This is a genomic window from Chryseobacterium sp. GVT01B (assembly GCF_019970045.1).
Classification (GTDB): domain Bacteria; phylum Bacteroidota; class Bacteroidia; order Flavobacteriales; family Weeksellaceae; genus Chryseobacterium.
Genome location: NZ_JAHXYI010000003.1, coordinates 619552 through 640686, shown reverse-complemented (window position 1 = coordinate 640686; position 21135 = coordinate 619552). Strand labels below are relative to the sequence as shown.

Sequence of the window (21135 nt, the reverse complement as noted above, 5' to 3'; positions counted from 1 at the left end):
GCAATTACCCAACAAAAAAGTCATGAAAAAAAGAATATATAAACCCGTTTTATTTTCATTAAGTATCCTATTCCTGTCAGCATGTCAGTTACAGGATAAAGTACAAAAAACAGCAGTAAAAACAGATAGAAAAGTAACCCATATTTACCTCATCGGAGATTCAACGATGGCTGATTATACCGGAGATTATGATCCAGGAAAAGACTATATGAAAGTCCGGTATCCCATCACAGGCTGGGGACAGGTTTTTCAGCCATTTTTTGTAAAAGACAGCATACAACCTCTGAAACCTGGGATCACAACAGATTCTGTAGCGGTTATTGACAGGGCTCATGGTGGAAGAAGCACACGAATATTTTTCCAGGAAGGAAGATGGCGGTATGTCTATGAACACCTTCAGGCTGGTGATTATGTAGTCATGCAGTTCGGGCATAACGATGGTTCTGAAAAACATCCTGAACGCTATGTGAATATTCAAGGATATAAAGAATTTTTACGTTTATTCGTTTCTCAGACGAGACAGAAAGGAGGAAATCCCGTTATTGTAACTCCAGTCGCCAGAAATTATCCATGGAAAGACGGAAAACTGGAAAATGTACATGGAGATTACTGGCAGGCCCCGATTGATATTGCCAAGGAAATGAATGTTCCCTACATTGACCTCAATAGATTATCGATGGATTATTTTACGAAAAAAGGAGAAGATTTCACAACAACTCATTATTTTATGAACCTTCCGGAGAACGTGTATGAAGCCTACCCAAAAGGACAGAAAGACAATACTCATTTTCAGCCTGAGGGAGCAAAAGCAGTCGCTTCTTTAGTCTATCAGGAATTAAAAAAAATAATTAAAACTCAAAAAAAATAACATGAAGAAGTCACTTACAATGATCGGTTTAGCCACAGCAATGATGTTTTCGGGGCAAGTTTTTGCTCAGACCCTGGATATTTATAAAAACATTGAGTTTACAATGCCTCAGGTTACAGAAACCACTTTTCCCGCCCAAACAGTTTCTATCATACAATTTGGCGGAATCTCAGGTGGAAATGTAAAAAATACGGCAGCTTTCAAAAAAGCCATTGAAGACCTTAGTAAAAAAGGAGGTGGAAAACTGGTGGTACCAAGAGGAATGTGGTTAACAGGTCCTATTGAACTGAAAAGCAATATCAATCTTCATGTAGAAGAAGGCGCATTTATTATTTTCAGTAAAGATAAAAATGATTATCCTTTGGTAGATGTAAGTTTTGAAGGATTAAATACCATTCGTTGCCAGTCTCCTATCTCCGCAAAAAATGCTACGAATATTGCCATTACAGGAAAAGGAGTCATTGATGGAAGCGGTGACGCTTGGAGGGCTATCAAAAAAAGTAAAGTCGCAGAATCTGAATGGAAAGAAATCATAAAATCGGGTGGAATTCTATCTTCCGATGGCAAAACATGGTACCCTTCAGAAAGCTATAAAAAAGGATTTGAAAGCAGCTCAAGCTTTAATGTTCCTGATAAAATATCCAAAGACGAACTGACCACCGTAAAAGATTTTCTACGTCCGGTGATGGTAAGTCTGGTGGGTTGCGACAAAGTATTGTTAGATGGTCCTACTTTTCAGAATTCCCCGGCGTGGAACCTTCATCCGCTGATGTGCTCCAATCTGATCCTAAGAAATCTTACCGTAAGAAATCCATGGTTTTCACAAAATGGCGATGGTGTAGATCTGGAATCCTGCAAAAATGTTCTGATCTATGACAATACATTTGATGTGGGTGATGATGCTATCTGCATCAAATCCGGAAAAAATGAGGATGGCAGAAAAAGAGGAATGCCTACAGAAAATGTAATTATCAAAAATAATGTAGTGTATCATGGCCATGGAGGATTTGTCGTGGGAAGTGAAATGTCCGGCGGAGCAAGAAACATTCATGTATCTGATTGTACTTTCATCGGAACAGATATCGGGCTTCGTTTTAAAACAACCCGTGGAAGAGGCGGAATTGTAGAAAATATTTATATTAAAAATATTGATATGATTAATATTCCTACCCAAACAATTGGTTTCAATATGTTTTATGAAGGATCTTCTCCGGTTTTAGAAGACGGACAGAAACAGGAAGGAAACAAGACTCCGGAAAAAGTATATCCTGTAACAGATGAAACTCCGGTTTTCAGAAATATCTTCTTTAAAAACATCAATGCCGTTAATTCTTATGAAGCCATCACTCTATTTGGTCTGGCAGAAATGAACCTTAAAAACATTGTGATTGAAGATTCAAAATTTGATACCAAAAAAGCACTGACTATTGTTGATGCAGACGGAATTCAATTAAAAAATGTAACGTTGAAATACTCTGAAGGTACAGGAGCAACGGTTTACAACAGTAAAAATATCAACCTTGCTGATGTAAAATTTGAATCCCCAATCAAACCTTATATCAAAATTTTAGGAAACAAAACGGGAGCTGTTATTTTGCCAAAAGAAATACGATCCGACAAAAATTTACTTTCTATAGGAACAGAAGTACCTAAGAATGCAGTAAAATAATATAATTTGTAAGAATCCAGCTCATGATTTTTAACAAAAGACATACTTATATTTCTATTTTATTCGTAGGGACGATGGCATTCGGGCAGATGAGACCGAATGCTTCTCCTTACACCAATGAGGGGACTTTTGAAAAGCTTAAAAAGAAACACAGCTTTATTACCCCTATTGACCGTTCAACACCCCAAAATATCAGAATTGATAAAGATATTGAATACAGTTCTGTTCATGGAGTTTCTTTAAAAGCAGATGTTTACTACCCTGCTGATTCGTCAAAAAAACATGCAGGAATTACTATGGTACATGGTGGAGGCTGGATTTCCGGAAGTAGGGAAAATGAAAAATACATGGCAATGGAGCTGGCATCAAAAGGTTTTGTAGTCATTGCTGTTGGTTATCGCCTTGCTGATATTGCCAAATATCCTGCGGGCATTGAAGATGTTGAAACCGCTATTCAATGGATCAGGAAAAATCACAGACGATATGCTTTAGATAAAAATAAAATGGCGGTTTTAGGTGAATCTGCCGGTGCACAGATGGCAACCCTGGTAGGCGTAAAAGCCAAAAACAAAATAAAGGCAATCATCAATGTTGACGGAATTGTTTCGTTCATCCATCCTGAAGCTGAAGAAAGTACGTATGCCTCCTACTGGCTGGCTGGTGACAGGGATATCAATCTCAAAAACTGGACGGAAGCCTCACCGTTGGAATATGTAAATCAACATACGCCGCCTACTCTTTTCATCAACAGTTCGCAGCCCAGATTCCATGCAGGAAGAGATGATATGATGAAGAAACTGCAGTCTTATAACATCCCTACTGAATTCCATGAGATCAAAGATTCTCCGCATTCATTCTGGTCGGCAGAACCGTGGTTTACAGAAACTCTGAACTATACTGTAGATTTTTTAAATAAGGTTTTAAAATAGCTTTTAATCTCAAACGGATCAAATAAATGGTATGAAAAAATTACTTTTAATTCTATTCATAACAGCAGCTCAACTGCTATGGGCAGGCAAACCATACATTACGATTACAGTTGATCAGAAAGGAAACGGAGACTTTACCTCCATTCAAAAAGCCATCAATTCTATAAGAGATCTGGGACCTGCTGAGGCATTAATCAAAATAAAACCGGGAATCTATCATGAAAAGATAAAGATTCCCTCTTCGAAACATAAAATCACTCTGGAAGGCGAAAACAAAGAAAATACGATCATTACCCATAACGACTTCTCCGGAAAGCAGGATGCATTCAATGAAAAGATGACGACATTCAATTCATATACGGTATTGGTAATGTCGGATGATGTTAAAATTACTAATCTTACCATTCAAAACAGCTCATGCAACGAAGGCCAGGCTGTTGCTCTTCATGTAGAAGGTGACCGTTTTATCATGATAAACGCTGCTATTTTAGGATGTCAGGATACTTTATATTCTGCGACCAATCACAGCAGGCAATATTTTGAAAACTGTTATATAGAAGGAACTACAGATTTTATTTTCGGACAGGCTACTGCCGTATTTAAGAACTGTACGATTAAAAGTCTCGCTGATTCTTATATCACTGCAGCCTCCACCGAAATTGACAGGAAATATGGTTTTATATTTTTTGACTGTCAACTAATTGCAAAAGATGGCATTTCCAAAGTGTATCTGGGAAGACCGTGGAGGCCCTACGCCAAAACAGTTTTTATCAATACGGAAATGGGAAAACATATTCTTCCCGAGGGCTGGGATCCATGGAAAGGCGACAAAATGTTTCCTGATAAAGAAAAAACGGCCTACTATGCAGAATCCGGAAGTAAAGGGGAAGGCGGAAACACTTCAAAACGTATAAACTGGTCTCATCAGTTAACCAAAAAAGATCTGAAAAATTACATTCTGGAAAAAATATTTGATGGCTGGAGCCCTTAATTATTGAATTGCCGGACAAATGCACAGACGCAAAGATTTAAAATTACTATCCTGTTAAGGCGCAATAAAATCAAAAATTTCCAGCAATTTGTATGGTTTAAAATTTATCGAAGATAAAATCATTGCGCCCTGAAGCATTGTCTTTTAACTTCATTAGCTCCTTTGCGTTTTTCCAACTTATTTGTCTGATGATATGGAATCAATTATAACAAGACAAAAAAATTATAAAAAACAACTATGAATAAAAAGCTTACCCTACTCCTTTTCTTCCTATCAATCATGACATTGGCACAACAACCAACTCTATTTCTGATTGGCGATTCAACAATGGCCAATAAAGAAAATCCGGATAAAAACCCGGAACATGGCTGGGGACAGATCCTTCCCTCTCTGTTGACTTCCGGAATATCCGTTCAGAATCACGCAACTAACGGGAGAAGTTCAAAAAGCTTCAGAACGGAAGGAAGATGGGATAAAGTGATGAATCAGCTTAAGAAGGGAGATTTTGTCATTATTCAGTTTGGGCACAACGATCAGAAAATCAATGACTCGGCACGGTTTACCAATCCATATACTCAATACAGAGCCAACCTTGAAAGATATGTGAACGAAGCGAGATCTAAAGGTGCTATTCCCATTCTGATGACGTCTATTGTCAGAAGAAACTTTAATGAGAATGGTGTTTTAGTGGATACACATAAAGAATATCCTTTGGTAGTGAGAATGGTTGCTAATGATCTTAAAGTTCCTTTTGTGGATTTACAATTATTGTCAGAGCAACTGGAAATTTCTTATGGTCCGGAAAATTCAAAAAAACTGCATCTGCATTATAAAAAAGGGGATGAAAATTATTATCCGGAAGGAAAAGATGATGATACTCATTTGTCAAAGCCGGGAGCTGAATCCGTTGCAAAACTGGCAGCGGCTTCTTTGAAAAGTCTGAAAACAGGATTAGAGAAATATATTAAATAAAAAGTTTTACGATCTGCGCGGTTTGTTATTATACACTAATTCAGACAGCAATATTTTTTATCGAGTAATACATGATGATAAAGTAAGAGTTTAGATTCTTTCAGAATGATAAGATGCATACGTATGTAAGTGTATATAGATATTAATTTGTTCCGGAATTAATACAGTGATATAAACTACTCGTTTTAGACTATCCATACAGTTTGTCATTCCAAAGGAATCCATACAGCAAAGACTTTTTTATTGGGTAATACATGATGATAAAATAACAGTTTAGATTCTTTCAGAATGGCAGAGGAAACACAAACAATTCTCTGCACATGCTTACAAAATTTCAATTTAAAAAAGATAAAAATGAATTTAAAAAAAGAACCTTTCTTTAGCGGAGACTCTGAATGGGAAGATCTGGGAAACGGTGTTTCAAGACAGTTTGTGGGATACAATGCTCAGGTAATGATGGTGATTGTAAAATTTGAGAAAGGAGCAACCGGAGCTTTACACCAGCATTTTCATTCTCAGATTACATATGTTGCATCCGGGAAGTTTGAAGTTACTGTGGACAATGAAACAAAAATTCTGCAGGAAGGTGATGGCTTTTTTGCACAGCCTAATGTTTTCCATGGGGTAAAATGCCTTGAGGAGGGAAAACTGATTGATGCTTTCACCCCTCTAAGGGAGGATTTTCTTATTTAGGAGGCCGGAAAAAGGAAGATAATAATGAAATTTAATATGCAGATACTTTTAAACCTTTGCGCCTTTCCGAATATTCAACAGAAAAAGCATATCTATTCTTCATTAGATTTGAGCTCTATATTCCAATTATTACTGCTTTATTTTTAACATTTAATCAATTTCATTTACTAATTTAAATAAATAACAAAATGCAACCGATTAACCAAATAAAATATTTAACATTATAATTATATAAATATTAATATATCAAAATATAAAATAATTAAATATTAACTTCATAATTTTACTTCAGAACAAATCACAAAATATAAACTATGAAAACAAAGTTCAAAGCTGTCTTCTTTACAGCAGCTCTAAGTTCAGCTTTTGCCCTTACCGGGTGTGGTAATGAAGAAATCAATAATGACCTGGCAGAAAGCGAAATCAATATTAAAAACAGTCTTACACAAAAGATTGTTCCTCTGGCCAATTGTGTGGCTCCCGGATGGGCTTCTGAAAACGGAGGTACTACCGGAGGAGGAACGGCTACAGAGACTACTGTTTCCACGTATGCCCAGTTAAAGGCTGCTATTGAAAATACTGCTGTAAAAGTGATTAAAGTAACCGGAACCATTACCATCACTACACGTTTATCTCTCCAGGATCAGACCGGAAAAACAATTTACGGAGCAACCGGAGCTAAGCTGGTATCTACAAACCAGACGAAGGACGGCTCAGGAATTATCAATATTAAAAGATGTAACAACATCATTATCAGAAACCTTATTTTTGAAGGTCCCGGAGCTTACGATACTGACGGCTGGGATAATGCCATTCTTGATGACTGCCGAAATGTATGGATAGACCACTGCGAATTCAGAGACGGTGTAGACGGAAATTTCGACATTAAAAACAAATCTGACTATATCACAGTTTCCTACACTAAATTCCATTATCTGAAAGCCCCAAAACCGGGCGGTTCAGGCGGAACGGATGACCACAGGTTCTCTAACCTTATCGGATCCAGTGACGGTGCTACCGCTGACACCGGGAAGCTGAATGTAACCTTTGTCCGTTGCTGGTGGGCACCGGGATGCAGAGAGCGTATGCCTAGAGTAAGATTTGGCAAAATCCATATCCTGAACAGTTATTTCAATAGTTCTGTAAGTAATAAATGTATTGCAGCAGGAGTACAGGCTAATATTCTCGTAGAAAGAAATGTCTTTGAAAACGTAAAAGAGCCTATTAATTTAATGAGCGGCTTTACAGCAGTAACGCAAACGGGAAGTAGTTTCATTAATGTTACAGGAAATATTAACGGAAGCGGAACAGCATTCACACCGCCATACAATATCGGAAAACTAAATGTTTCAGATGTAAAAGCAGATGTCACAGCTAATGCAGGTGCTACTTTAGGAGGAAATGTTTGTGACGCATTTTAAATCATAAATAACAGTAGTAGTACAAGGAGGGTGCCTCAGCAATGAGGTGCTCTCTTTTGTATTCCGGCCTTTCAGTATTCTATAAAGATTAGATAAGGCCTAAGGTTTTGATATAAAAAGCGGACTAAAGCCCGCTCTTATTAATATCTGTTGCTATTCTGTTATTTTATTTTTTTCAAGCCATTTCGGATATTCCTTAGCAAGCAGTTTTTCGGCAAAGTCTCCAAACCAGCTATATCCATTTCTCCTTTCTTCCGAAACTTCATTATAATTATACTTTACACTGCCATCCCGGTCTCCAAACAGAGGTTTGTTGGTATGAATATCATAGAATCTCGCCCAGATCACAGAATTTTTATCTTCTGCCAGTATTCTCACCGCTTTCCCGTTCTGTTTTGCTACATTATAACTGTACCCTTCAATTTTATTCTGCTTAAACCATTCTACTGCTGCTTTTATCGACTTTTCTATTTCAGGAGTCACTGGCTGCTGCATCATAAACCTGATAATTCCTACCGATTCTCCCGTAGCTAATGAAACAGGCTCAAAAGCTCTTGCCTTATCCGGCTGCAAAGTAATTTCATGATACTGATCGGCCCAGATAGAAGGGTTTCCCTTCTGAAGAACCTGAGTTTTTAAAATACATCCGATACCCTTCTGAACTGCAATTTTTGATTTTTCTTTTAGGGAAGAAGAAACCACATCAAAACCATTTTTTCCTTCCGCTGCATTATACAGAACTGTCAAGGCATTAATCATCGCATTATCATTATAAGTCACCTGCTTTCTGTAAAGCCCTGTATTGGGATAATATTGTGGAAAACCTCCGTTATCATACTGCATAAGAAGAAGATAACTGATTCCTTTTTCTGCAGCTTTTAAATACTCAGGATTTTTTGTAGTTGAATACGCTTTAATCAATCCATTGATCTCTCTGGAAGTTGCATTATTATCAATCGTTGCATGATCATCCCCCGTAGACTTTATCTTTCTCAAAAGATTTTTATCAACAGGCAGATTATAGTTTACCACTGACTTATCTTCCAGCTGTTTCCCCCAACCGCCATTGGGAAGCTGATAGACAAGCATTTTCTCTGCCAGTGTATCTTTCAACTGAGCAGAATAATTTACCGTCAGTAATCCTAATGTAAATGTGTATATTTTCAGATTCATTATTTATTATTTAAAAATTACCACTTCATTACTGTCCTACTTTCACCACCAATGGTTTTGCAATGATCTGAGCCTGCTTCTGAAGCATATTCTCCCAGTCTTTCTGTGTTTGCACCTGTCCGCTTTTCTGCCAGGCAAATCCTGCATAATACGTTAAGGTTTTATAAGGCTTTGTAATAACATATAGATTACTTTCATCGGGAACATCTGAGGTAAAAGCGATTGATTTTTCAACGATTTGCGGATTCACAACAATTCCTTCTCCCACAAAAGCATCATCTATTTTCTCCCAATGAAGATAATATCCGTTTTGATCATTCAATTGGGTTTTTCCTTCATTTTTATGCAGTGTAATTCCGATAGTATAATTCGGAACAGGTTTTTCTGATTCAAAAACAGATTCAAACTTTGAAAAGTTGGAAGCCAGATCCAGAGAAATTCTTTTTGTTTCTTTTACTCCAAATTCACTCCATGGCTGATAAGTCAGTTCAAAAACTGTCCTTAAAGGACCTTCAGCAATTGTTCTGGAGGCAACAAAGTTTTGGGAAACCTGAAGTTTTTCATTTTTCCAGATTCCTATTCCGCCTGTTCCTCTGCTGTTTCCCACATGGTAAGGATCATAGCCTTCCCCTCTTGTATCTTTATGATAATACATAGGATCTGTAAGGTAACCTTTGTACCATGTATTGATAACAGGCTGATCTGTTCTTTTCAACCAGATGTCAATACCACTTGAAAGCGTACTGCTTTTAATACCCTTTAAAGCTTCCTGCTGGCCTTTCGGACCGTAGACCCTGAAAGCAATTTTATCATTTTCCCAGGCATAATCATCTACTCTTTCCGGGACTAATCTCGAATAGGTAGAAATCCCGCTTTCCGGGATTTGAACGCTCCCATCCGCAACAATAGTGTATACATTGGTCTTTCCTCCGTCAATATTTACCAGAAAAAGCAATTCTTCATTTTTCCCATCAGCATCATAATCTATCCATTGAATAGGCAGCCATGTTCCTTTTGCATCTTTTATTCTAAGCTCTTCCTCGCTGTTTTTATGTAAAAATGACCGCAGCATAGTTCTGGGAATTGCCACTACTTCATTTCTGGAAAAATCCAAAGAATTAACAACCCTTACAGATCTTTGAGCATATAAAAAACACGAAAAAATGCAATCGATTGCGCAAATTAATTTAAAACTTATTTTATTCATAGATAGAGGTCTACAGTTTCACCAAAAATAAAAAATATTTTCAATATGGAGACCATAAACTTAGAGTTTCATCATATGTTATAATAACTGATTGATTGGAAATAATCATAATCTTCATTTAAGAAAAGGTAAACAAAACCAAATCATCAATAAAAGTGTTTGAAGATACACTCGTCTTGGTCACGGCCAACTCAATACAGTTGGCGCTATTTTTATTTTCTTATATTAATTCCTCCAAAGTCTTTAATTAAATTTCCAAAATTAAGTGTGCAAAAAAGATGGCCATATACTGCAATTATCCATTGGAGACACTTGTTTTCGCTCATCGTAGAAAATTAGCTTTTGTTGGCTTCAGCATATTCTTCATCTGAGACAGCTTCTAACCAAATATTCTGATTGGTTTGCGGATTACCATTCGTTGCCAAATGCGAGAACCAGCTTTCGGCAGCCGCACCGTGCCAATGCTCAACATTCGGAGCTATTTCCACAATATCACCAGATTTTAAACGACGGGCGGGTTTTCCTCTTTCCTGATATAACCCTTCGCCACCTACAACAATCAAAAGCTGTCCGCCTGTATGGCTGTGCCAATTGTTACGACAACACGGTTCAAATGTAACATTGGAAACAGGAACATTTAAATCTTTATTGCTTGTAAGAGGCGCCAGATATGATTTACCAATAAAATATTGCGCAAAAGCAGTGTTTTCTTCACCTGTCGGAAAATCACTTATTTCAGGGATATTTGGATTCATTTTGTTAGATTTTATTTTGTTTGAATTTACTTTATTTTGTGCGATTACAGATTGACTGAACGCTAAAAGAATGATGATTAAATATTTATGATTCAATTGTTTTGATGATTTTTGCAGGAATCCCTCCCACCACAGCATTGTCCGGAACATCTTTTGAAACTACAGCTCCGGCTGCAACAACAGCGTTTTCACCAATTGTAACTCCCGGAAGAATGGTTGCATTGGCCCCAATCCATGCATTTCGTTTGATGAGAATAGATTTACCTATCAGCCCTTTTCTATATTGAGGTTCTAACGGATGATTTTCAGTTATCAGACTAACTTTCGGACCGATCAATACCTCATCTTCAATGGTAATTCCGCCTAAAGTCAGAAAAGTACAATCGAAATTGATGAAGACATTCTTACCAATAGTAAGGTTCTTTCCGTAGTTGATGTAAATAGGTGTAAATACAGCAACATTCTCAAGCTTTTTATCAACAATCTCACTTAATATTTTTAAAATCTCATCTGGTTCTGTGGAATTGTTCAATTGAATCAATTGTTTCTTAACCTCATAAGAAGCTTCCAGCAATTTGTGAATTTCAGGATCATCTGGCATTATTGTTTCACCATTTTTAAGTCTGGCGAAAATATTTTTGTTAAAACTCATTTTTAAATATTTAGAAAAATAAAGACGATAAATCCGCCATTTTAACAAGCGGACTTAACAATTGTAATTTTCAATTATTTCAGATTCGTTCTAAAGAAATTATCCAGTTTTTCAAAAGGAATTACATCCACTTTGTCGTATAAATCTACGTGAACTGCATTCGGAATTATCATCAACTCTTTCGGTTCTGCAGCCATTTTGTAAATATCCTCACTCATATATCTGGAATGTGCATTTTCCCCGGCAATCAAAAGCATCGGCCTAGGCGAAATTTCTTTAACATAACTCAACATTACTGAGTTGGCAAAAGACATAGAATTCGTTTTCGTCCATCCTTTATTGGAGTTTAAAGAACGTTTGTGATATCCTCTCGGCGTTTTGTAATAATCAAAATAATCCTTTATAAACTGAGGTTCATCACCATTTAATTTTTCTGGTAAATGAGTTCTCGGGTATTCAGGTTTTCCGTTTTCAGCATCAACCCAACGTTGCTGACTCATTGTTTCGAAAGCTTTTGTCCGTTCTTCCTGAGTCATTTTATCGTAATAGCCTTTTGCGCTCACTCTTGAAATATCATAAGCACTGGTCGTTGCCACTGCTTTCACTCGTTTGTCGGCAATGGTTGCATTCAACGCAAAAGTTGCAAAACCACAGATTCCGATGATTCCGATTTTGTTTCGGTCTATATTATTCTGAAGCCCTAAGAAATCAACTGCCGCACTGAAATCTTCGGTATTGATGTCGGGTGAAGCAATATCTCTCGGTTCGCCTCCACTTTCGCCCGTGTAAGAAGGATCAAAAGCAATAACCGCAAAACCTCTTTCCGCCATTTGATTGGCATATAAACCGGAAGACTGTTGTTTCACCGCACCAAACGGTCCACTGATTGCCAACGCTGCCAGTTTTTCGTTTCCTGTGTTTTTTGGAAGGTATAAATCTCCGGAAAGGGTTATTCCGTAACGGTTTTTGAAGGTGACCGATTTTCGGGTTACTTTATCACTGAGTTGGAAAGTATAATGTTCGTTTTGTTCTGTTACATTCATATTTCTTGGATTTGATTTTTTATTCTGCGCAAATGCCTGCCCAATGAAAAGAAGGGACGAAATCATCATTGTTGTTGCTATTTTCATATCTGAATTTTGTTTAAAAATTACTGATACAAAAGTAGAAATAACGAAGTGCTAACAGTTAATGATAATCAAACCAAAAATTAAGAAATTCAAACCTCTGCCGAACGAAATGCTTTTGGATTGGTTCCGGTTTGTTTTTTAAAGAAATTATTAAAATACGTTGGATAATCGAATCCCAATGCGAAAGCTATTTCGGAGATATTCCAGTCAGTGTGCTGCAGTAATGCTTTTGCTTCTGTGAGAATTCTTTCCGTGATATGAGCCGTTGTTGATTTTCCGGTAACTTCTTTTACGGCACGATTGAGATAATTAACGTGAACATTCAGGTTTTTTGCAAAATCCTGGGCTGATTTCAGTTGAAGAGATTGGTCTGTAGTTTCGATGGGAAATTGTCTTTCCAACAGTTCCAGAAAAACGGATGATAATCTTGATGCAGCATTCTTGTTCTGGTCAAAATCTTCTGCAGGTTCCAGCTTCAGGGATTCGTGGATTATCAGACTGATGTAATTGCGTATCAATTCATCTTTATAAACATAATCACTTTCCTGCTCTGCAATCATCTTTTGGAAAATAGTATTGAGAAAGAGCCTCTGTTCTTCAGTAATTTTCAGAACAGGAGTTCCTCCGATTTTAAAGAAAGAAGACTGCTGCAAGCTTTCTGAGCGTTCAGAATTTTTAAAAAATTCCTCTGAAAAAAGAATAGTATATCCTTTATAAGTTGTTGAAATGGTTTCCCATGAATAAGGAATATGCGGGTTTCCGAAAAAAAGTACTGTTCCTTCCTGCTCAAAGCTTTTATCAGAATAATGAATTTTACTTTTCCCTGTCGTAAGGCAGATTTTATAGAATTCCTTTCTGCTGTATACACGGGTTTCGCTTCCATCCTGCTCAATCTGGAATGCACGAAAACCTTTTAGTTTTAATTCACTATTAAACTCCGAAACAACTCTTTTTACCTTTTCTTTCATTTTTCAAAGTTAAGAAAATCAAACTAATCAGTTGTAAAATGATTACAGAAGTAAAACGCCAATAGAATTCCCTGTCGAAACAAAAAATTCTATCGCTTAAAAAGGCTTTAAAGGCCTAATACTTTACAATTTCGTATTATGAAATAGTTCTCGATTCAATGATTACGAAATACCCGGTTCTTTCTTTAATCAGCCATTTCTCATTTTGGAAAACATATTTGTCTTCATACTTCACGCTATAATCCGTTAATACATCCTTGCCTTCATTTTCCCGAATCATTTTAATCTGAGAAAATGAAATTCCTGTTGCCGTTTTGCCATCGATTTTTGTAGAATGCTGACCGTTTAATGTGAAATAGGTTTTTACTTGTGAAGCGTGCAAATTAAAATCACTCTCCATACTTTCTCTACCCGAAACGTTTGCAACCAAAGCCCCATTCATGTAAACTTTATAAATAACGTCCGGAGTAAATAAGTCCATAACTTCTGAGATTTTCCACTCATCACCCAGGTAAGCATAATTGTCAATTAAGTCTCTTAAATCCTGCTTGGTTTTTAAAACTTCTAATGTCATAATTTTGTTGTTTAAATTAAATTTTAAAATTACTTTCTGTAATTATTCCTGGACAAAATTATATTATATTTGGTTACATTTTATTAGTTGTTACCTAAAGGTTACCAACTAACAATCGCAACAATTATGAAAAAACCAACAGAAAATCAAACAGATAACAAAGCATTCACGGAAGAATGTCATACCGTTTTAACAGCAGTTTCAGATGCTTTATATGTTATCGGCGGAAAATGGAAGCTGATGATAATTATTGCAATGGCGCGAGGAAACAAGCGATTTACAGAAATTCAGAAACAAGTTATCGGAATCTCGGCACGTGTACTTTCCAGCGAATTGAAAGACCTGGAACTGAATGGATTTATAGTTAAGAAAGTAGAAAATGTTTATCCCGTAACGATTGAATATGAGCTACTTCCTTACAGCCAAACATTAGAAGAACTGGTTGGTGCAATGACACGATGGGGAATTCAGCATCGGGAGAAAGTGAAAGCTGAAATGGGTTCGGAAAAATCGAAAGAGAAATAATTCAATTATAAAAAACTTCATAATTTTAAACTAAGAAAGCTTGTTATTTTATATCAAAACTTCCACAAATTTTACCTTTATTTAGCATCAGGGCATAAAATTCTTAGGGTGTTTTAAACAAAAAAATCCCGCATTAACGGGATTTTAATTTCTTATATTCAAATTTATTTTACTTCTACAGGAACTGAGATTTTATCCCAATCCATTGTGAATCCATTGTTGTTTATTTTATAAACCAAAGTTTCCTGTGTTGCCGGTAAAGCCTTTGTTTTTACATCAACACGTAAAGCATCTTTTGATTCTTCGTATTTATAAGCACCCCATTGCTTTGGCTCCTTGTTAAAGATTGCAGTCCAGGTTCCGCTTTCTTTAGGAATTAAGAAAAAGCTGTATTTACCAGCAGCCAGTTTTTTACCCTGAACAGTAATGTCTTTATCTGTTTCAAAAGTAGTTGCTTCATTGGCTCCCGCACGCCAAACTTTATTATAAGCTTCTAAACCACCCCAGATTGTACGTCCCTTTACAGAAGGACTGCTGTAAGCTATGGTAATGTTTGCATCTTTAATTTTTCCCGTAGCCGTAGCCGGAGGGCTGGCAGGTTTTTTAGTGTCCTGCGCAAAGGCATTCAGTGAAAGCGTCATGGTAGCAACAAGTACAGTTGCAGATTTAAGAATCGTTTTCATAATATTTTATTTGTTTGTTTTTGTTATTGTACGTTTACGAATTTACTATTTTCTGTTTATAAAACAGCAATCCGATTGCTGAAAATATAATGACCGCTGCTGCACCGATTACATTAAGCCAAAGGAAAGAAACAATATCGAACTGATACACGGCAATCACCGTAATTTCTGATAAAATTGCAGCAATAAATACATTCGCACCGTTGATTTTTTTATAGTAAAACGCGACAAGAAAAATCCCTAATATCGGACCGTAGAAAAGAGAACCCAGCACGTTAACCGCTTCAATAAGGGAACCCATTTGTGTGGCAAACATAGCTACACCGATTGAGAAAATCCCCCAGGCTAATGTATGCAGGCGGCTATACTTCAACTCTGTTTTTTCATCAGGAATTTCTTTGCTGAATATTAAATGAACATCTTTTAATGAGCAGGCGGCAAGGGAATTCAATGCTGCCGAAATAGAACCCCAGCTGGCCAGAAAAATGACGGCAAAGAGTAAACCGATCATCCCTACAGGCAAAATATTTTTTACGAAATACAGGAAAATGTAGTTGGTATCTGTTTTCTCCGCATTATAGTTTGACTTATTGATCGCTTCCTCTACCCTGCCATGCAGTGCTTTTACCTGCGTTTGTGTATCTTTAAAATCCTGAATTGTTTTTTTGAGTTCGGGAGAATCGGTTGCTTTCAGCTTTAGAATTTCTTTTGATTCTGCATTAAATTTTAGTTGCAAATCCTGATGTTCTTTTTCAAAAACCGCAGCCTGTTCAGGTTTTGTATCCTTTAAATATTGATAAGAGCGTTCGTTAAAATAAATGGGAGCCGGTTTCAGAGAAAAGAATGCGAAAAGCAAAGCACCGATCAGGAGAATAGAAAACTGCATCGGGATTTTAACCAATCCATTCAACAGTAAGCCCATTTTAGCATTGGTATTGTCTTTTGCAGTAATATATCTGCCAACCTGGCTCTGGTCCGTCCCGAAGTAAGAAAGTGCCAGAAAGAAACCACCAATCAACCCGCTCCAGATATTGTATTTATCTTTCCAATCGAATTCTGTAGTGATTACATTGAGCTTTCCGGATTTCCCTGCCAGATAAAGCGCATCTTTAAACCCAATTCCATTCGGCATATTCTGAATGAGTAGAAAACCTGCAAACGCCATTGTTCCCAGAATAATGAGAAACTGTAATTTCTGGGTGTGAGCGATCGCTTTTGCCCCTCCAACATAGGTATAAATCAACAGAATACCACCTGTTAAAATATTGGTTAAATAAATATTCCAGTTTAAAACGCTTGATAAGATGATACTCGGAGCATAAATACTGATTCCGGTTGATAAACCTCTGGAAAAAAGAAAAAGCAGTGAAGTAAGCACTCTTGTTTTTTTATCGAAACGGTTTTCTAAATATTCATAGGCGGTGTAGACATTTAAACGCTGAAAAATCGGGATAAAAGTAATACAGATTACAATCATCGCCAAAGGCAGACCAAAGTAATACTGCACGAAACGCATCCCGTCTGTATAAGCCTGGCCCGGTGCTGAAAGAAAGGTAATGGCACTTGCCTGCGTCGCCATAATACCGATAAGCACAATATACCAGGGCATTTTATTATCTGCTTTCAGGTAGGATTCGTTGCTTTTTTGGCCACGACCAATGAATACGCCGTAAACCACCACTACAACAAGTGTAAAAATAAGAACTGTCCAATCTATAGTACTCATGCCCAAAATTTAGTAAACCAATAATAAAATGCGATCTGCAATACTAATGCAACCGCTAATAGTATGTACCAGATATTCCAATTTTTAAGTGGTTTGTTCATTAGTTTTTCTGTGCAGATAAAAAGTTAAAAAATAAACGTGCCGCACCAACATTCCCTGCAGGCAGCTGTCTGAAAAATGCCAGCGGTGTATAAATAAAATTTCCTTTTCCGTATTTGGCATATAAAGTGGACCCCTGAAGAGATTCCTCATCTGTATCGTGCATTTCAAAAAGCGGCTCATATGCTGCATCCCATTGAGCAGGGAAATAGGCACCACGTTCCTGTACCCAGCCTTTAAAATCATCAGCAGTAATTTTATTCGGGAAATTCAGTAATTTATGATTTGGATTTAAAAACTTAACCTCAGCATTTTCTTCGGTAACACGCTTATTGGCAATACTGAAATTATACATCCCCAATTGGCCCACGGTTGTATCCTGGTTAGTGTTGTACTGCATCACCAAATTGCCTCCAGCTTTTGCATAAGACCATAAAAAAGGCATCCAGCGGCCCAGCTTTTTCTCTGTGTTATTGGCACGAACACCAAGTACAATGGCATCATATTGCGACAGCTTATTCTGACTACCGTTTCCGCCGGGTTCATCTGTGCTGCCATAAAAATCTTGGTCTTTCAACACATCTACCTGAACACCAGCAATGCGCAGGAACTCAGGAATGAAATCGCCTGCACCTTCTATATACCCCACTTTTTTAACCTTTGCCTGAATATCGCCTTTCATTACAGTTACCGTTGCAGGTGCAAAATATTGTAAGGAAGGCAAATGCGGATATTGAATTAATACCTGTTTTTTATTGTAAGTAATTCCGTCTGCAAGAAAATTGGCATCCAATTGCAAACGGGAGGAGTTTATTGAGGCAAGCTTAGTTTTTGGAATAACGTAATCGACGGTAAAATCTTTTCCATTAAACGAATTTACATCAGCACCGCCTAATTGCTCTCCATTATACATAAGGTTTAGGTTACCTTTATTGAACTGTTTGTTAGAATTGGCCTTAATATTTAAACTCAAATGTAAATCCTCATTTTCTTTGACCCAATAAAGTGGTTGTGTGAATTTCAGTTCCAATGCAGGAACAATACGCAAAGCTTCAACCACATCACCACGCACCGGATCTAATTTCTTGAAAGATAATGGAAGTTTAATCTGAAATTTTTCTGAACCTATTTTTAAACCAAGCAATACATTCAATGTTGATTCTGCTTCAGGCAAACCAATTAAAGTATCATTTGGAACTGAAAAAGTGGCTGCGTCCTTTGCTGGTTTTGCCAGCCAGTAAGGTTCTGTGAGTGCAGCATCTGCAGGAATCTGAATGTCATGCTGAATGGTGATTAAAGAATCCTTTGATAGTTTTCTATTGAAGCTTTCTGATTGACTCAACCATTGTACATTTTCTAAAATGACAGGGTTTGCAGCTCTTGAAATCAAATTTAACCTGAAATTGTAATGATCCCCTGCTACCGCTTCAGCGTGATTGGTGACTACCTCACCCATAAACCCGGCACAGCTTAAAATGATATTGTCAAGAGATTTAATTTTATCCTTTTTCAGGTCTGAATCATTGAGCGCCATAACCTTTTTTCGCAAAGCAAGCAACGCAGGTAAGCTCTGATCGGGATTATTGAAATTGAAAGCGGAAATAATTTTATCTAATGATTGGTCAATATCAGCATTTCCCTGTGAAGTCCAGGTTTTAGTGACTCCGTCAAAAAGTGTTGTTTTTGCAGGATCACCAATAACGTGTGAAAAATATTCAGTTCTGATCCCGGCTACAGACTGCGTTCCTGCACCCTGGCTTTTATGTAAGCTTCTGCTTAATCCAGCCAGTTCACCATAACCCATTCCCAGTTGCGCATCATATTGCCCAACGGTAACTTTTAATTGATTTTCAGCTGTGGTATTGACTGCGCCAAACCGGAAAGTATTCCACAATACGCGTTTTGGCTGCCATGTATTCACATATTTTAGTTGATCCGGGAAAGCGGTTTTATCTCCTGCCAGCTTAAAAGCTTTTTCCGCAACCACCGCCGAAGCTGCATGTTGTCCGTGGCCTGCCGCAGCAGTAGGTGGAAAACGGCAAATGATAATATCAGGACGGAATTGACGGATTACCCAAACCACATCCGCAGTAATGCTGTCGGCATCCCATTGTTTAAAGGTATCAGTAGTATTTTTAGAGAACCCGAAATCAATTGCACGGGTAAAAAACTGTTGGGCACCGTCTAACTTTCTTGCCTCTAAAAGCTCATGCGTTCTGATTAAACCCAATGCTGCGCCTTGCTCTGTACCTAATAAATTCTGACCGCCGTCACCTCTGGTTAAAGACAGATAACCCGTTTCTACATTTTGATCGTTGATTAACCAGGAGAGTAATCCCGTATTTTCATCATCGGGATGAGCCGCAAGGTATAAAACTTTAGGCAGATGTTTAAGGGTTTTGAGTTCGCGGTAAATTTCAGATGATTTTGAAGGCCGGACCTGTTGAGCCGAACAAAAAACCGTATAAAATCCAAGGATAAATACAGTACTTACTTTTTTAAACATTTAATTTTACTTTGCATAGCAAATATAAGTAAATCATCTTTCTTTCAAAATTAAAGAATCAGACTGTGAATTTCACAAAAAACTATTTAAATTTTTCATTAAACCACAAAAGATACAAAAGATTTTTAAACGCTTATTTTTAAGTTTAAATACTTTGAAAACAAAATATTTGTTGGTTGAATGCTATGGCGCGAAGACCATTGTTATACTATTCTTTGCTCTCTTAAAATCAAGTCAACAGTTTCAAAAATGATTGAATATATTTGAACCATTAAGATTTTTTAAGCTGTTAAGAATATGGCAAAGCTATTGAGTTAGCAAATTTGATATAGAGCCATTTAAATTGTAACATACCTTTTTACTCCCTCGCTCTCCGAAGCCTCTTGACTTTGGAGTAAATCTAAAGGTAATAATTTTATTTCCTCTGTTTTGCACTTGCCTCCTATTCTGAGGTAGTGTGAATAGTCTTTTTTTCTCTCTTTCTTTGAAGAATAAGATGTGCGGCATCCAGCATTTTAACCGTATGAATGTAGGGCATCACAATATTCCTTTCCGGCAGATTTTCATAGACTCCCATTGAAAAATAGACAATTCCGGACATAAAATAATCAAATTCTTTGATGGTGTATTCCCTGAATGCTGTTTTGAAAACCAGCAGAGGATTCCGGTATTCCTTCTCCGAAAGCAAGCCAAGAACCCATGGGGAAATCTTCTCCGGGTGAGTATCAACCGTCCATTTTCTTTCCTTCAGCATCATGAGATATCCTGCCCGGATCAACGACCTCATCGACTGGTAAAACTCAAAGATCACCGCCGGATCTTCATTGATCCAGCTATTTCTCTTTACTGCATAATTCATAATGTTGCTGAGCCTTTCTTTGGAAACATCCAGCTCATTGAACTGAAAGAAAGTTTCCATCAGCGGCAACCCGGAGTTCTTCTTTTCTGCCCGGAACTGGGGATCAAAGTTTGTTCTGCTTTTTTTCATGTGTTGTATTTTTTATTGTTGAAAGTTTTCTCAACCATTAAGGGATTTTAAGTGATGAAGAATTGTTAAGGACATAGCTAAGCTATTTTTAAAGCGAAATGCTTCATCCATCTTTAATGGATCTTAACTTTTTTTATTTTCTTCATTTTTCTTAGTGGTTTATATTTTTTCCTTTATGCACGATAAAGTTTCCAGCATACCGATCTAAGCTGATTTGTATTGTAAATGATGAATAGAAATAAAATCTTTGTTCCCGTGAAAGCCCTGAAGCCGCAATGGATTGTACACTCCATTGTATCGTATCATGATACTTATACATAAAAAAGTAGCTTAGAAAAAGATGATTGCAGAAAAGCAGAACAGCATGAAATAAAAACGGCATGAGACTCTACAATATCTGAATCAGAGGTACTGGTATACCGTGCACACAGATAAGAGAGCCCACGCCTAGGTCGTGAGCTTCCTGCCTATTTTCTCGTGTGCTAAAAATTACCAGTTTTCTGATACGAGATCCTAAGCAATAGCTTCTATTATTCTTTGAAGTATCGCAAAGCTACTTTATTGTAGCTTATTGTACAAATGTAAGAATATTACGATTATTGCGCA

The 21135-nt window shown here is 37.1% G+C and carries 19 protein-coding genes; 8 read left to right on the top strand and 11 right to left on the bottom strand.

Annotated features, from left to right (window positions below):
• Positions 1-22 precede the first annotated feature (22 nt).
• The 7 genes from LC457_RS09550 to LC457_RS09520 all read left to right on the top strand — a co-directional run bounded on the left by LC457_RS09550 (position 23) and on the right by LC457_RS09520 (position 7543).
• Positions 23-868 carry a rhamnogalacturonan acetylesterase gene (locus LC457_RS09550; RefSeq protein WP_223599636.1) on the top strand — a complete coding sequence of 282 codons (846 nt, stop codon included), beginning with the start codon at positions 23-25 and terminating at the stop codon, positions 866-868.
• A 1-nt stretch (position 869) separates the two neighbouring features.
• Positions 870-2537: a glycoside hydrolase family 28 protein gene (locus tag LC457_RS09545; protein WP_223599635.1), complete on the top strand. Its 1668-nt coding sequence runs from the start codon at positions 870-872 to the stop codon at positions 2535-2537.
• Between the two features lie 23 nt (positions 2538-2560).
• A complete protein-coding gene (locus LC457_RS09540; RefSeq protein ID WP_223599634.1) occupies positions 2561-3466 on the top strand; it encodes an alpha/beta hydrolase in 906 nt (301 codons plus the stop codon).
• 31 nt (positions 3467-3497) lie between these two features.
• On the top strand, positions 3498-4457 hold the full coding sequence (locus LC457_RS09535) for a pectinesterase family protein (RefSeq protein WP_223599633.1): 960 nt from the start codon (positions 3498-3500) through the stop codon (positions 4455-4457).
• 237 nt (positions 4458-4694) lie between these two features.
• On the top strand, positions 4695-5429 hold the full coding sequence (locus tag LC457_RS09530) for a rhamnogalacturonan acetylesterase (RefSeq protein WP_223599632.1): 735 nt from the start codon (positions 4695-4697) through the stop codon (positions 5427-5429).
• Between the two features lie 354 nt (positions 5430-5783).
• Entirely contained in the window at positions 5784-6122 is a 339-nt protein-coding gene (locus LC457_RS09525) for a cupin domain-containing protein (RefSeq protein ID WP_223599631.1), read from the top strand.
• 314 nt (positions 6123-6436) lie between these two features.
• Positions 6437-7543 (top strand): polysaccharide lyase family 1 protein, encoded by a 1107-nt coding sequence (locus tag LC457_RS09520; protein ID WP_223599630.1) that lies wholly within the window; start codon positions 6437-6439, stop codon positions 7541-7543.
• A 153-nt stretch (positions 7544-7696) separates the two neighbouring features.
• On the opposite strand, the gene pelA is transcribed toward LC457_RS09520, so the two are convergent.
• From pelA to LC457_RS09485, 7 genes are all read right to left on the bottom strand, one after another.
• Entirely contained in the window at positions 7697-8716 is a 1020-nt protein-coding gene (gene pelA, locus LC457_RS09515; RefSeq protein WP_223599629.1) for a pectate lyase, read from the bottom strand.
• Between the two features lie 28 nt (positions 8717-8744).
• A complete protein-coding gene (locus LC457_RS09510) occupies positions 8745-9830 on the bottom strand; it encodes a DUF4861 domain-containing protein (RefSeq protein ID WP_262904056.1) in 1086 nt (361 codons plus the stop codon).
• A gap of 428 nt (positions 9831-10258) precedes the next feature.
• Positions 10259-10678 carry a cupin domain-containing protein gene (locus tag LC457_RS09505; RefSeq protein ID WP_223599627.1) on the bottom strand — a complete coding sequence of 140 codons (420 nt, stop codon included), beginning with the start codon at positions 10676-10678 and terminating at the stop codon, positions 10259-10261.
• 85 nt (positions 10679-10763) lie between these two features.
• Positions 10764-11330, bottom strand: a complete 567-nt coding sequence (locus tag LC457_RS09500; protein ID WP_223599626.1) for a DapH/DapD/GlmU-related protein — start codon at positions 11328-11330, stop codon at positions 10764-10766.
• Positions 11331-11404: 74 nt separating this feature from the next.
• Entirely contained in the window at positions 11405-12460 is a 1056-nt protein-coding gene (locus LC457_RS09495; RefSeq protein WP_223599625.1) for an alpha/beta hydrolase, read from the bottom strand.
• Positions 12461-12549: 89 nt separating this feature from the next.
• Entirely contained in the window at positions 12550-13428 is an 879-nt protein-coding gene (locus LC457_RS09490) for an AraC family transcriptional regulator (protein ID WP_223599624.1), read from the bottom strand.
• A 136-nt stretch (positions 13429-13564) separates the two neighbouring features.
• A complete protein-coding gene (locus LC457_RS09485) occupies positions 13565-14002 on the bottom strand; it encodes a nuclear transport factor 2 family protein (RefSeq protein WP_223599623.1) in 438 nt (145 codons plus the stop codon).
• Between the two features lie 126 nt (positions 14003-14128).
• Here LC457_RS09485 and LC457_RS09480 point away from each other — a divergent pair, with 126 nt between their 5' ends.
• Entirely contained in the window at positions 14129-14527 is a 399-nt protein-coding gene (locus tag LC457_RS09480; RefSeq protein WP_223599622.1) for a helix-turn-helix domain-containing protein, read from the top strand.
• Positions 14528-14691: 164 nt separating this feature from the next.
• Here LC457_RS09480 and LC457_RS09475 read toward each other — a convergent pair whose 3' ends face one another.
• The 4 genes from LC457_RS09475 to LC457_RS09460 all read right to left on the bottom strand — a co-directional run bounded on the left by LC457_RS09475 (position 14692) and on the right by LC457_RS09460 (position 20529).
• On the bottom strand, positions 14692-15210 hold the full coding sequence (locus LC457_RS09475; RefSeq protein WP_223599621.1) for a DUF2911 domain-containing protein: 519 nt from the start codon (positions 15208-15210) through the stop codon (positions 14692-14694).
• A 34-nt stretch (positions 15211-15244) separates the two neighbouring features.
• Positions 15245-16936: a sodium:solute symporter gene (locus LC457_RS09470; protein WP_223599620.1), complete on the bottom strand. Its 1692-nt coding sequence runs from the start codon at positions 16934-16936 to the stop codon at positions 15245-15247.
• Between the two features lie 100 nt (positions 16937-17036).
• Positions 17037-19541, bottom strand: a complete 2505-nt coding sequence (locus LC457_RS09465) for a PIG-L family deacetylase (protein ID WP_223599619.1) — start codon at positions 19539-19541, stop codon at positions 17037-17039.
• Between the two features lie 442 nt (positions 19542-19983).
• Positions 19984-20529, bottom strand: coding sequence for a hypothetical protein (locus LC457_RS09460; protein ID WP_223599618.1), 546 nt, complete (start codon positions 20527-20529; stop codon positions 19984-19986).
• Positions 20530-21135: the final 606 nt, after the last annotated feature.

What these genes read in the sequence shown, in the direction of transcription:
- LC457_RS09550 (WP_223599636.1), top strand. Translation starts at nt 23, where the DNA reads ATGAAAAAAAGAATATATAAACCCGTTTTATTTTCATTAAGTATCCTA.
- LC457_RS09545 (WP_223599635.1), top strand. Translation starts at nt 870, where the DNA reads ATGAAGAAGTCACTTACAATGATCGGTTTAGCCACAGCAATGATGTTT.
- LC457_RS09540 (WP_223599634.1), top strand. Translation starts at nt 2,561, where the DNA reads ATGATTTTTAACAAAAGACATACTTATATTTCTATTTTATTCGTAGGG.
- LC457_RS09535 (WP_223599633.1), top strand. Translation starts at nt 3,498, where the DNA reads ATGAAAAAATTACTTTTAATTCTATTCATAACAGCAGCTCAACTGCTA.
- LC457_RS09530 (WP_223599632.1), top strand. Translation starts at nt 4,695, where the DNA reads ATGAATAAAAAGCTTACCCTACTCCTTTTCTTCCTATCAATCATGACA.
- LC457_RS09525 (WP_223599631.1), top strand. Translation starts at nt 5,784, where the DNA reads ATGAATTTAAAAAAAGAACCTTTCTTTAGCGGAGACTCTGAATGGGAA.
- LC457_RS09520 (WP_223599630.1), top strand. Translation starts at nt 6,437, where the DNA reads ATGAAAACAAAGTTCAAAGCTGTCTTCTTTACAGCAGCTCTAAGTTCA.
- pelA (WP_223599629.1), bottom strand. Translation starts at nt 8,716, where the DNA reads ATGAATCTGAAAATATACACATTTACATTAGGATTACTGACGGTAAAT.
- LC457_RS09505 (WP_223599627.1), bottom strand. Translation starts at nt 10,678, where the DNA reads ATGAATCCAAATATCCCTGAAATAAGTGATTTTCCGACAGGTGAAGAA.
- LC457_RS09500 (WP_223599626.1), bottom strand. Translation starts at nt 11,330, where the DNA reads ATGAGTTTTAACAAAAATATTTTCGCCAGACTTAAAAATGGTGAAACA.
- LC457_RS09495 (WP_223599625.1), bottom strand. Translation starts at nt 12,460, where the DNA reads ATGAAAATAGCAACAACAATGATGATTTCGTCCCTTCTTTTCATTGGG.
- LC457_RS09490 (WP_223599624.1), bottom strand. Translation starts at nt 13,428, where the DNA reads ATGAAAGAAAAGGTAAAAAGAGTTGTTTCGGAGTTTAATAGTGAATTA.
- LC457_RS09485 (WP_223599623.1), bottom strand. Translation starts at nt 14,002, where the DNA reads ATGACATTAGAAGTTTTAAAAACCAAGCAGGATTTAAGAGACTTAATT.
- LC457_RS09480 (WP_223599622.1), top strand. Translation starts at nt 14,129, where the DNA reads ATGAAAAAACCAACAGAAAATCAAACAGATAACAAAGCATTCACGGAA.
- LC457_RS09475 (WP_223599621.1), bottom strand. Translation starts at nt 15,210, where the DNA reads ATGAAAACGATTCTTAAATCTGCAACTGTACTTGTTGCTACCATGACG.
- LC457_RS09470 (WP_223599620.1), bottom strand. Translation starts at nt 16,936, where the DNA reads ATGAGTACTATAGATTGGACAGTTCTTATTTTTACACTTGTTGTAGTG.
- LC457_RS09465 (WP_223599619.1), bottom strand. Translation starts at nt 19,541, where the DNA reads ATGTTTAAAAAAGTAAGTACTGTATTTATCCTTGGATTTTATACGGTT.
- LC457_RS09460 (WP_223599618.1), bottom strand. Translation starts at nt 20,529, where the DNA reads ATGAAAAAAAGCAGAACAAACTTTGATCCCCAGTTCCGGGCAGAAAAG.